Annotated in this window: 9 protein-coding genes; 5 read left to right on the top strand and 4 right to left on the bottom strand. The window is 71.4% G+C overall.

Annotated features, from left to right (window positions below; genetic code table 11):
- The first annotated feature begins 69 nt into the window (after window positions 1–69).
- Window positions 70–1770 (top strand): acyl-CoA mutase large subunit family protein, encoded by a 1701-nt coding sequence (locus ACY0MR_RS12040; RefSeq protein WP_388793558.1) that lies wholly within the window; start codon window positions 70–72, stop codon window positions 1768–1770.
- A 101-nt stretch (window positions 1771–1871) separates the two neighbouring features.
- On the opposite strand, the gene ACY0MR_RS12035 is transcribed toward ACY0MR_RS12040, so the two are convergent.
- Window positions 1872–2501, bottom strand: coding sequence for a TetR/AcrR family transcriptional regulator (locus tag ACY0MR_RS12035; protein ID WP_361858005.1), 630 nt, complete (start codon window positions 2499–2501; stop codon window positions 1872–1874).
- Window positions 2502–2826: 325 nt separating this feature from the next.
- Here ACY0MR_RS12035 and ACY0MR_RS12030 point away from each other — a divergent pair, with 325 nt between their 5' ends.
- The 4 genes from ACY0MR_RS12030 (at window position 2827) to ACY0MR_RS12015 (ending at window position 7083) form a co-directional block, all read left to right on the top strand.
- A complete protein-coding gene (locus ACY0MR_RS12030) occupies window positions 2827–3804 on the top strand; it encodes a tetratricopeptide repeat protein (protein ID WP_361858002.1) in 978 nt (325 codons plus the stop codon).
- 590 nt (window positions 3805–4394) lie between these two features.
- Window positions 4395–5078 carry a DUF6230 family protein gene (locus ACY0MR_RS12025; RefSeq protein WP_361857999.1) on the top strand — a complete coding sequence of 228 codons (684 nt, stop codon included), beginning with the start codon at window positions 4395–4397 and terminating at the stop codon, window positions 5076–5078.
- Between the two features lie 117 nt (window positions 5079–5195).
- On the top strand, window positions 5196–5783 hold the full coding sequence (locus tag ACY0MR_RS12020; protein WP_392862285.1) for a DUF6114 domain-containing protein: 588 nt from the start codon (window positions 5196–5198) through the stop codon (window positions 5781–5783).
- The gene (locus tag ACY0MR_RS12015) at window positions 5773–7083 is read left to right on the top strand and encodes a hypothetical protein (protein ID WP_473560671.1); all 1311 of its coding nucleotides are present in this window, start codon (window positions 5773–5775) and stop codon (window positions 7081–7083) included. The genes ACY0MR_RS12020 and ACY0MR_RS12015 overlap by 11 nt, the downstream gene beginning before the upstream one ends.
- 88 nt (window positions 7084–7171) lie before the next feature.
- Here ACY0MR_RS12015 and pyk read toward each other — a convergent pair whose 3' ends face one another.
- The 3 genes from pyk to pta form a co-directional block, all read right to left on the bottom strand.
- Window positions 7172–8602 carry a pyruvate kinase gene (gene pyk / locus ACY0MR_RS12010; protein ID WP_388793566.1) on the bottom strand — a complete coding sequence of 477 codons (1431 nt, stop codon included), beginning with the start codon at window positions 8600–8602 and terminating at the stop codon, window positions 7172–7174.
- A gap of 82 nt (window positions 8603–8684) precedes the next feature.
- Window positions 8685–9995, bottom strand: a complete 1311-nt coding sequence (locus ACY0MR_RS12005; protein ID WP_392862288.1) for an acetate kinase — start codon at window positions 9993–9995, stop codon at window positions 8685–8687.
- Complete coding sequence (gene pta, locus ACY0MR_RS12000; protein WP_403311909.1) at window positions 9992–12085, bottom strand: phosphate acetyltransferase; 2094 nt, start codon at window positions 12083–12085, stop codon at window positions 9992–9994. Before pta ends, ACY0MR_RS12005 begins: the two co-directional genes overlap by 4 nt.
- Between the last annotated feature and the right edge of the window lie 149 nt (window positions 12086–12234).

Genomic DNA, 12234 nt, shown 5'->3' with positions numbered 1-12234 from the left:
CGGACCCCCGCACTGGTGTGCGGGGGTTTCCCATCGACATTTACTAGGACGTCCTAGTAAATTCGAAGCATGGACGCTGACGCCATCGAGGAAGGCCGCCGTCGCTGGCAGGCCCGTTACGACAAGGCCCGCAAGCGGGACGCCGACTTCACCACGCTCTCCGGCGACGCCGTCGAGCCGGTCTACGGGCCCCGGCCCGGCGACACCTACGAGGGGTTCGAGCGCATCGGCTGGCCCGGCGAGTACCCCTACACCCGGGGCCTCCACGCCACCGGCTACCGCGGCCGGACGTGGACCATCCGCCAGTTCGCCGGCTTCGGCAACGCCGAGCAGACCAACGAGCGCTACAAGATGATCCTCGCCGCCGGCGGCGGCGGCCTCTCCGTCGCCTTCGACATGCCCACCCTCATGGGCCGCGACTCCGACGACCCCCGCGCCCTCGGCGAGGTCGGCCACTGCGGTGTCGCCATCGACTCCGCCGCCGACATGGAGGTCCTCTTCAAGGACATCCCGCTCGGCGACGTCACCACCTCGATGACGATCTCCGGCCCCGCCGTGCCCGTCTTCTGCATGTACCTCGTCGCCGCCGAGCGCCAGGGCGTCGACCCCGCCGTGCTCAACGGCACCCTCCAGACGGACATCTTCAAGGAGTACATCGCGCAGAAGGAGTGGCTCTTCGAGCCCGAGCCCCACCTGCGCCTCATCGGCGACCTGATGGAGCACTGCGCGCAGGGCATCCCCGCGTACAAGCCACTCTCCGTCTCCGGCTACCACATCCGCGAGGCCGGGGCGACGGCCGCGCAGGAGCTCGCGTACACCCTCGCCGACGGCTTCGGCTACGTCGAGCTCGGCCTCAGCCGCGGCCTCGACGTGGACGTCTTCGCCCCCGGCCTGTCCTTCTTCTTCGACGCCCACCTCGACTTCTTCGAGGAGATCGCCAAGTTCCGCGCCGCCCGCCGGATCTGGGCGCGCTGGATGAAGGAGGTGTACGGCGCCCGGACCGACAAGGCCCAGTGGCTCCGCTTCCACACCCAGACCGCCGGTGTCTCCCTCACCGCCCAGCAGCCCTACAACAACGTCGTCCGGACCGCCGTGGAGGCCCTCTCCGCCGTCCTCGGCGGCACCAACTCCCTCCACACCAACGCCCTCGACGAGACCCTCGCGCTCCCCAGCGAGCAGGCCGCCGAGATCGCCCTGCGCACCCAGCAGGTCCTCATGGAGGAGACCGGCGTCGCCAACGTCGCCGACCCGCTGGGCGGCTCCTGGTACGTCGAGCAGCTCACCGACCGCATCGAGGCCGACGCCGAGAAGATCTTCGACCAGATCAAGGAGCGGGGCCGCCGGGCCCACCCCGACGGACAGCACCCCATCGGGCCGATGACCTCCGGCATCCTGCGCGGCATCGAGGACGGCTGGTTCACCGGCGAGATCGCCGAGTCCGCCTTCCAGTACCAGCGGTCCCTGGAGAAGGGCGACAAGCGCGTCGTCGGCGTCAACGTCCACCACGGCTCCGTCACCGGCGACCTGGAGATCCTCCGCGTCAGCCACGAGGTCGAGTGGGAGCAGGTCCGGGTCCTCGGCGAGCGCAAGGAGCGCCGCGACGACGCCCGGGTCCGCGCCTCCCTCGACGCGATGCTGGCGGCGGCCCGGGACGGCTCGAACATGATCGCCCCGATGCTGGACGCCGTCCGCGCCGAGGCCACCCTCGGCGAGATCTGCAACGCCCTGCGGGACGAGTGGGGCGTCTACACGGAGCCCCCGGGCTTCTGATCCTCCGCCCGCGACGGCCCCTGCCCGGGCCGTCCGGATCGCGCCCTCACGCGTCAGGGGCGGTACGGGACGTCCCGTACCGCCCCTGACGCGCGGAGCCCTCAGCCCGCGGCGGCCGCCGCCCCCAGGCCGCCCACCAGGAGCGCCGAGAGCCGGGCCACCCACGGTTCGTCGACCGGCTCCGCGCTCACCAGGGCGCGGTGCACGACCGCGCCCGCGATCACGTCGAAGATCAGGTCGTCGGTGGCGTCCACCGCCACCGGGTCCCGGTCCGCCGGGAGTTCGCCGCGCCGCTGCGCCCGCATCCGGCCCTCCAGGACGAGCCGCTTCTGCCGGTCGACGATCGAGGCCCTTATCCGTTCGCGCAGCGGTTCGTCACGGGTCGACTCGGCCACCACCGCCATCAGGGCCGTCTTGGTCTCGGGGCGTTCGAGCAGGGCCGCGAACTGGAGGACGACGTTCTCGATGTCGGCCTGGAGGGAACCCAGGTCGGGCAGTTCGAGTTCATCGAAGAGGACGGCGACGGCGTCGACCACGAGCTCGCTCTTGTTGGCCCAGCGCCGGTACAGGGTGGTCTTGGCGACCCCGGCCCGGCCCGCCACGTCCCCCATCGTGAGCTTGGACCAACCCAGCTCCACCAGGGCCGCCCGGGTCGCCTCCAGGATGGCCGCGTCGGCCTCGATGGAGCGGGGGCGCCCGGTACGGGTGATGCGGTCGGTGCGGCTACACATGGAGGTCGACCATACCCGCCGGTAGGTACGGCGCCAGAGGGGCGGCGTGTGAGGCAGTTCACCGTACGGATCCGGCCCGCGCCCTCCCCCCGGCTCACCCCGGGGAGTTACGCTACGACCCGTAGCGAAAGGCATTGAGCGGCCTGAGCGACAACCAAGCACCGGGTGGGGACCCGGCGCAAGCAGGCACCGGATGGGGATCCGGTGTGAAGCGAAGACGAAGAACCGTGTCGCCCCACGTCTCGCACACCGGCGGGAGACGTGTGGACGGCACGGTTCAGCCATGGCTTACCGGTTACGCGCGCGGAGGGGGGAGGATGTACGTATGCAGCCCCGAAACATGTCCATGAGCGGCGTCGTCGACCTCGCCGCGGTGAAGGCGGCCGGAGAGGCCAAGGCGAAGGCGGAGCAGACGCGCGCCGCCGCCGCCCGGCAGGGCGGCCCCGCCGCCGTGCCCCCGTCCGCCCTGGTGATCGACGTCGACGAGGCGGGCTTCGAGCGCGATGTGCTCCAGCGTTCCGCCGAGGTCCCGGTCGTCCTCGACTTCTGGGCCGAGTGGTGCGAGCCCTGCAAGCAGCTCGGCCCGCTCCTGGAGCGGCTCGCCGTCGAGTACAACGGCCGCTTCCTGCTCGCGAAGATCGACGTCGACGCCAACCAGATGCTGATGCAGCAGTTCGGCATCCAGGGAATTCCGGCCGTTTTCGCGGTGGTCGCCGGGCAGGCGCTGCCGCTCTTCCAGGGCGCCGTGCCCGAGGCCCAGATCCGCGAGACCCTCGACCAGCTGATCCAGATCGGCGAGGAGCGCTTCGGTCTGACCGGTATCGTCGTGGACGCGGACGGCGCGGGCCCCGACGGCGAGGCGGCCGAGGCCGGCCGGCCCGCCGGCCCGTACGACGCGATCCTGGAGGCGGCCATGGCCGCCCTCGACGCGGGCGATCTGGCCGGCGCCGTGCAGGCGTACAAGAACGTGCTCGCCGACGACCCGGCCCACCCGGAGGCCAAGCTGGGCCTCGCCCAGGCAGAACTCCTCGCCCGGGTGCAGGACCTCGACCCGGCCGCGGTCCGCAAGGCCGCCGCCGACGGTCCGGCCGACGTGGCCGCGCAGATCGCCGCCGCCGACCTCGATCTGGTGGGCGGTCACGTGCAGGACGCCTTCGGGCGTCTCGTCGAGACCGTGCGCCGCACGGCCGGCGAGGACCGGAACGCCGCGCGCCTGCGGCTCCTGGAGCTCTTCGAGGTGATCGGCGCCGACGACCCGCGGGTCACGGCGGCCCGGCAGGCCCTGGCGCGGGTGCTCTTCTAGCCCCGTCCCGTGCGCCCGATCGTCCGACGATTTGGCAGCAGAGTGACAAAAGGCGGCCGCGCTTTACCAAAACTTGGTAATCGCGGCCGCTGTTACTTGCAGTAAATCGAACCTGTTGTTCTGTCCGTATTCTTCCGGTCATCTGACGACATTCCCTGTGTCGCGAACGCACCCTCCGTGCCCGTTCGGCCCCACCCCGCCATGGCGTGGTTATCCACCCGTTACTAGCCAGTAACGAACCCCCTTGTGCGGGGGCCCGGAATGGACCACGATCGGCGACGCTCGGTCCGAACCGCACCACCCCGGCAACCACCCGGGACGCGGCGAGGGTCCCCACCGGGCGGACCGGTGTTCCGGCACCGGTCGTGGACAGGGGGGTTCCCGCTCTCACCGAACGGGGCCTGTCCAATCAGGTCGCGCGCCAAGGCGCGGCCCATGGTTGTCGCTCGGGGGTGATCGCCGGTGATTCGGACGCGCAACGCGCCGCCTGATGCCTCGGCGCTCTCCTTCCCGAGGACGTAGCTCTTCTCCCATCCCAGGACGGGCCCCGGGCCCTTCCGGAGATGTACGTCCGAGAAGGAGGAATTCTCATGAAGTCCCAGGTTCGTGGCGGGACCAGATGGAAGCGGTTCGCCGTCGTCATGGTCCCGAGTGTGGCCGCGACGGCCGCGATCGGTGTCGGCCTGGCCCAGGGCGCGCTGGCCGCGTCCTTCAGCATCTCCGGCCAGGAATTCAAGGTTAAGGCGAACAGCCTCGTCGGTACGGACTTCGTCCAGTACGGCAGCGTCGACGCCGGCAAGGACCTCGAGGGCAAGGACTTCGCCGCCCCGGTGGCGGTGTCCGGCTTCTCCGAGGCCTGGATCACGAACATGTGCCAGTCGGTCGTCACGCCGAAGGTGCCGTTCATCGGTGACGTCACCCTCCGCCTGGAGGCCGGCACCGAGGCCGCCAAGACCGGCAAGACCCAGGACAAGGTCTACGCGAAGGGCATCTACCTCGATGTCTCCGAGCTCAAGGCCGACGCCGAGTTCAGCAACATCGACATCGGCGTCGCGGCCGGCCAGCTCAACGCGGGCCCCGACGGCAAGCCGGTTCCGGGCAAGCCGGGCATCCAGCCCAACACCAAGGCCAACCCGTACGGCTTCGGCCAGCGTGCCGAGCAGGCCACGCTGAACAACGTGGAGCAGAAGGCGTGGGCCACCACGGCCGGCACCTTCAAGCTCCCCGACCTTCACCTGTCCCTGAGCCGGGGCACGTCGAAGGAGTGCTACTAGGACTGACCGGTCCGTGAGGACCAGGTCGTCCTGAGGGTGGGGCCGCCCCGTGCGGTCCCACCCGCCAGGCACCCTCTCTTCAACTTCTCAGCAACACCGCTTCCAGGGAGCTGTTCCATGAGCGCCGAGATCCCCGCCTCCCGCGAAGTCCCCACGAAGGAGAACCGGTTCAAGGTCTGGCGGCAGACCCGGCCCTTCTGGGCGGGACTGTTCACCATGATCGGCGGCGTGCCGATCGCCTACCTTCCGTACGGGGACATGCGGCTCGGCAATGTCACCCTCGCCATGCAGACGACCGCCGGAGCCGGCGCGCTGATCATCGGCGTCCTGCTCATCACGCTCGGTCTGACGATGTGGTTCCAGCCCATCGTCCGGGTGTTCGCGGGTGTCGCGACGATCGTCCTGGCGCTCGTCTCCATTCCGGTCTCGAACTTCGGCGGCCTGGTCATCGGCTACCTGTTCGCGGTCATCGGCGGCGGCATGTCCGCCGCGTGGGCGCCCGCCCCGCCGGCCGAGGAGACCGAAGAGGAGGCGGCCGACGCAGAGCACGACAGCAGGCCGGAGGCCGCCGGTGAGGCCGCCCCCGCCCTCGACCCCGAGACCGAGGCCATGGTCGCTGCCGTGTTCCCGGAGCAGCGCGAGGGCCAGAAGCCGCTGACCGACACCACGATCGACGCCAAGGGCGGGAGGAACAGTGCGGGGTGACGAGACCCAGTCTGCGCTCGCGAAGGAGGGCCCGCGGCACGCGGCCCCCCGCAGGTCGCTGCTGAACAGGATCCAGGGACCCGCGGGCAAGGCGATGGCGCTCGCCGCCATGCCGACCGCGGTGTTCGTGGGCATGGGCCTCACGCCCAAGCTCGCCCTCGCCGACGAGAAGGACATCCCCTTCGCCCCCGGCCCCTGCGTGACGCGCTCGGACGAGCCCGCGCAGGAGGAGACGACCAAGCCGGCGGAGACGGCCAAGCCGAAGCCGTCCGACACCCCCACCGCGACGCCCTCGGCGACCGCGCCCACCGCCACCGCGGCCCCCACCGCCACCGGAAGCCCGACGCCGACCGCGACGGAGACCGGGCAGGCGACCACCGAGCAGACGGGCGACCGGGCGAAGGCCACCGCCGCGCCGACCGCGACGCCGACGGCCACGCCCACACCGACCACGTCCAAGAACCCGCTCGACCCGCTGGGTCTCGGCGACGCCCTCAAGGACCTGTTCGACGGCCCGGACCCCAAGCCGTCCGAGACGCCCACCACGGCGGCCCCGACGACCCAGGCGCCCACCCCGAGCGCCTCCACGACGCCTCCCGCGGACAAGCCGGACACCGCCGACGAGCCGGCCTCGACCACCGCGCCGAAGCCGGCCGACTCCCCGAAGCCGGCCGACGACCCGGCGGAGAAGACCAAGCGGCAGATCGAGCAGGCCGCGGAGAAGGCCGGCGCCGAGGTCGAGGAACTGCCGGAGGGCGCCAAGGGCCTCGACGCCAAGAAGGACGAGGACATACCCGACGGGGCCAAGCCCCACATCCCGTGCGCCGTCCCGGACCCCGAGGCGCTGGCGGCGGCCGAACTGGAGCCCGGCATCCCGCTGCTCCCGGACGAGCCGTGGCGGCTGGACAGCACGAAGCTCACCCTGGAGGGCCTCCACTACCACGGCATCGTCGAGGTCAGGACCGGCAGCGGCAAGATCAAGAAGGCGCTGAAGTTCACCGCGTCCAAGGTCAAGATCAAGGACCTGCACCAGACGACGGTCCACTCCGACGGCCGGTCGGCCCACGTCCGGTCCACCCCGGGCAAGGAGTCGACCATCACCGAGGGCACGGTGACCATGTACACGGAGTCCCTGAAGGGCAACCTCTTCGGGCTCTTCCCGGTCACCTTCAGCCCGGCGACCCCGCCCCCGCTGGACGTCCCGCTCGCCATCTTCACCGACGTGACGGTCATGCAGGCCGGCCAGTTCGGCGGCACCCTGCGGGTCCCGGGCCTCCGCAACACGATCGAGCCCAGCTGATCCCGACCCGCACCCGGCCCCGTCCGCACGGCGGTCCGTACGACGAAGCCCCCGTCCGCACCGAGCGGACGGGGGCTTCGTCGTGGCGTCAGGCGCGCTCGCCGCCACCGAGGTGGTGGACGCGGACCATGTTGGTGGTGCCGGGGACGCCGGGGGGCGAGCCGGCGGTGATGACCATGGTGTCGCCCGCGTTGTAGCGCTGGAGCTTCAGGAGCTCGGCGTCGACCAGGTCGACCATCGCGTCGGTGTTGTCCACGTGCGGGACGACGAAGGACTCGACGCCCCAGCTCAGGGTGAGCTGGTTGCGGGTGTTCTCGTCCGTCGTGAAGGCGAGGATCGGCTGCTGCACGCGGTAGCGCGAGAGGCGGCGGGCCGTGTCGCCGGACTGGGTGAAGGCGACGAGCGCCTTGCCGCCCAGGAAGTCGGCGATCTCGCAGGCCGCGCGGGCGACGGAACCGCCCTGGGTGCGCGGCTTCTTGCCCGGGACCAGGGGCTGGAGGCCCTTGGAGAGCAGCTCCTCCTCGGCCGCCGCGACGATCTTCGACATCGTCTTGACGGTCTCGATCGGGTACGCGCCGACCGAGGACTCGGCCGACAGCATGACCGCGTCCGCGCCGTCCAGGATCGCGTTGGCGACGTCGCTCGCCTCGGCGCGGGTCGGCCGCGAGTTGGTGATCATCGACTCCATCATCTGGGTCGCGACGATGACCGGCTTGGCGTTGCGGCGGCACATCTCCACGAGGCGCTTCTGCACCATCGGGACCTTCTCGAGCGGGTACTCGACGGCGAGGTCGCCGCGGGCCACCATGACCGCGTCGAAGGCCGCGACGACGGCCTCCATGTTCTCGACGGCCTGCGGCTTCTCCACCTTGGCGATGACGGGGACCCGGCGGCCCTCCTCGTCCATCACCTTGTGGACGTCCTTGACGTCGTCGGCGTCGCGGACGAAGGAGAGGGCGACCATGTCGCAGCCCATGCGGAGCGCGAAGCGGAGGTCGTCGACGTCCTTCTCCGACAGGGCGGGGACGTTCACGGCCGCGCCGGGCAGGTTGATGCCCTTGTGGTCCGAGATGACGCCGCCCTCGACGACGATCGTCTTGACCCGGGGACCGTCGACCTCGACGACCCGCAGCTCGACGTTGCCGTCGTTGATCAGGACCTGGTCGCCCTTGGAGACGTCTCCGGGCAGGCCCTTGTAGGTGGTGCCGCAGATGGACTTGTCCCCGGGGACGTCGTCGGTGGTGATGGTGAACTCGTCACCGCGCACCAGCTCGACGGGGCCCTCGGCGAAGGTCTCCAGCCGGATCTTGGGGCCCTGGAGGTCGGCGAGCACACCGACGGCGCGACCGGTGTCCGCGGCGACCTGCCGGACGCGGTCGTACCGCTCCTGGTGCTCGGCCTGGGAACCGTGGCTGAAGTTGAATCGGGCCACGTTCATGCCGGCCTCGATGAGAGCCTTCAGCTGCTCATACGAGTCGACGGCGGGGCCCAGCGTGCAGACGATTTTGGAACGGCGCATGAGGCGGATCCTATCCGTTTGTTTCACTGCGGAATATTCCGGCTGGCGGAAAGTACAAATGGGCGCGGGGTCGCTCAGGCGTTCACTTCTCCGACCGCGTGTCCGACCGTGTACCCGGCCGGTCCGCGGCTACCGCTCCGCCCACGAGGGCGAAGGCCTGACGGGCGATCTCCAGCTCCTCGTCCGTCGGCACCACCGCGACCGCCACCCGCGCGTAGTCCGGCGAGATCAGCCGCGCCTCGCCGGACCGCACCGCGTTGAGGTCCGCGTCCACCGCGAGCCCCAGCTCCTCCAGGCCCGAGATCGCGGCCTCCCGCACCGGGGCCGCGTTCTCCCCGACCCCCGCCGTGAACGCCACCGCGTCCACCCGGCCGAGCACCGCGTAGTACGCCCCGATGTACTTCTTCAACCGGTGGACGTAGATGTCGAAGGCGAGCGCCGCCCGCTCGTCGCCCTCGTCCACCCGCCGGCGGATCTCCCGCATGTCGTTGTCGCCGCAGAGCCCCACCAGACCGGACCTCTTGTTCAGCAGCGTGTCGATCTCGTCGGCCGACATGCCCGCCACCCGCTTGAGGTGGAAGGTGACCGCCGGGTCGATGTCGCCCGAGCGGGTGCCCATCACCAGGCCCTCCAGCGGCGTCAGGCCCATCGAGGTGTCCACGCACCGGCCGCCCCGCACCGCCGAGGCCGACGCCCCGTTGCCCAGGTGGAGCACGATCACGTTCACCTCCTCCGGCTCCCTGCCGAGCAGCCTCGCCGTCTCCCGCGACACGTACGCGTGGGAGGTGCCGTGGAAGCCGTACCGCCGGATCCGGTGCGCGTCCGCCGTCTCGACGTCGATCGCGTACCGCGCCGCCGCCTCCGGCATCGTCGTGTGGAACGCCGTGTCGAAGACCGCGACCTGCGGCAGGTCGGGGCGGAGCGCCGTCGCCGTCCGGATGCCGGTCAGGTTCGCCGGGTTGTGCAGCGGCGCCACCGGCACGAGCCGCTCGATCTCCGCCAGCACCTCGTCGTCGATGACCGTCGGCTCGGTGAACCGCAGCCCGCCGTGCACCACCCGGTGGCCGATCGCCGCCAGCTCGGGCGAGTCGAGCCCGAGCCCGTCCGCCGCCAGCTCCGCGGCGACCGCCTTCAGCGCGGCCGCGTGGTCGGCGATCGGGCCGGTCTGCTCGCGCTTCACCCCGCCGCCGCCCTGGAGCGGGGTGTGCACCAGCCGCGAGGTCTCCTCGCCGATCCGCTCGACGAGCCCCTGGGCGAGCCGCTCGCCGTCGCGCATGTCGAGCAGCTGGTACTTCACCGAGGACGAACCGGAGTTGAGGACGAGCACCCGGGTCGGCCCGGCGGTGGGGGAGTCGGGGGAGTCGGGGGAGGCGGGAGAGGGGTGGGCGGTCATGCGGGGAGCTCCTGACCCTGGACGGGGACCTGGGACTGGATCGCCGTGATGGCGACCGTGTTGACGATGTCGCTGACGAGCGCGCCGCGCGAGAGGTCGTTCACCGGCTTGCGCAGACCCTGCAGCACGGGGCCGACGGCCACGGCGCCGGCCGAACGCTGCACGGCCTTGTAGGTGTTGTTGCCGGTGTTGAGGTCCGGGAAGATCAGCACGGTCGCCTGCCCCGCCACCTCCGAGTCCGGCAGCTTCGTCGCCGCGACCGAGGGCTCGACGGCGGCGTCGTACTGGATGGGGCCCTCGATCCGCAGCTCCGGGTGCGCCGCGCGGACCAGCTTCGTCGCCTCCCGCACCTTGTCCACGTCGGCCCCCGAGCCCGAGGTGCCGGTCGAGTACGAGAGCATCGCGATCCTCGGCTCGACACCGAAGCGGGCCGCGGTGGCCGCCGACTGGACGGCGATGTCCGCGAGCTGCTCGGCGTTCGGATCCGGGTTGACCGCGCAGTCGCCGTACACGAGGACCCGGTCGGCGAGGCACATGAAGAACACCGAGGAGACGATCGAGGCGTCCGGCTTCGTCTTGATGATCTCGAACGCGGGCCGGATCGTCGCCGCCGTGGAGTGCACCGACCCCGACACCATGCCGTCGGCGAGGCCCTCCTGGACCATCAGCGTGCCGAAGTAGTTGACGTCGGACACGACGTCGTACGCCAGCTCCACCGTGACGCCCTTGTGGGCCCGCAGCGCCGCGTACTTCTCGGCGAACGCGTCCCGCAGCTCCGAGGTCGCCGGGTCGATCAGCTGCGTGTCGCCGAGCGCGATCCCCAGGTCGGCGGCCTTCTTGCGGACGACCTCGACGTCGCCGAGCAGGGTCAGGTCGCACACGTCGCGGCGCAGCAGCACGTCCGCGGCCCGCAGCACCCGCTCCTCGGTGCCCTCCGGCAGCACCACGCGGCGCCGGTCGGCGCGGGCCTGCTCGATGAGCTCGTGCTCGAACATCATCGGGGTGACCCGGCCGCTGCGCGCCACCGAGATCCGCTTGAGCAGGTCGGCCGTGTCCACGTGCCGCTCGAACAGGCCGAGGGCCGTCTCCGCCTTGCGCGGCGTGGCCGCGTTCAGCTTGCCCTCCAGGGCGAAGAGTTCGGTGGCGGTCGGGAAGCTGTTGCCCGGGACGGAGAGGACCGGGGTGCCCGGCGCGAGCCGGGCCGCCAGGGTCAGGATCTCGTCGCTCGGCCGCTCGTTCAGGGTGAGCAGCACCCCGGCGATCGGCGGGGTGCCGGCCGAGTGCGCGGCCAGCGCCCCGACGACCAGGTCGGCCCGGTCCCCGGGGGTGACGACGAGGCAGCCCGGCGTCAGCGCGTTGAGGAAGTTCGGCAGCATCGCTCCGCCGAAGACGAAGTCCAGCGCGTCGCGGGCGAGCCCCGCGTCGTCGCCGAGGACGACGGAGGCGCCCAGCGCGTGCTTGATCTGCGCGACCGTCGGCGCGGCCAGCGCCGGCTCGTCCGGCAGGACGGAGCAGGGCACCGGCAGCCGGGCGGCGAGCCGCTCGGCGATGACCTCGCGGTCCTCGACCGCCACCCGGTTCACGATCATGGCGAGCACGTCGCAGCCGAGACCGTCGTACGCCCGGAAGGCGTTGCGCGTCTCGGCCCGCACGGACTCCGCCGACTGGCCCTTGCCGCCGACGACGGGTATGACCGAGGCGCCGAACTCGTTCGCGAGCCGGGCGTTGAGCGCCAGTTCGTCGGGGAGCTGGGTGGCGGCGAAGTCGGTGCCGAGGACGAGGACGACCTCGTAGTCCCGGGCCACCGCGTGGAAGCGGTCGACGAGCTGCGACACCAGCTCGTCGGTGCCCCGCTCGGCCTGCAGCGCGGAGGCCTCGTGGTAGTCCATGCCGTAGACCGTCGAGGCGTCCTGCGAGAGCCGGTAGCGGGTGCGCAGGAGGTCGAAGAGCCGGTCGGGGCCGTCGTGCACCAGCGGCCGGAACACCCCCACCCGGTCCACCTGGCGGGTGAGGAGCTCCATGACTCCCAGCTCGACGACCTGGCGGCCGTCACCGCGGTCGATCCCGGTCACGTACACGCTGCGCGTCACGCCGTGGTCTCCTGTCCAGTCCTGCGGAAAACGGGACTCACGGAGCCGGGGGCGAGCGGCGCCCTCACGGCACGCTCGCGGCCCGTACGCCGACCGACGCCGTCGAACCTCGCGTCCATCGGCGGTGCTCAGAAAGCCCCGAAAGGGCG

This window comes from Streptomyces sp. JN8 (assembly GCF_055808075.1).
The sequence above is the reverse complement of the archived record's forward strand: the minus strand, read 5'-3'. Positions and strand labels throughout refer to the sequence as shown.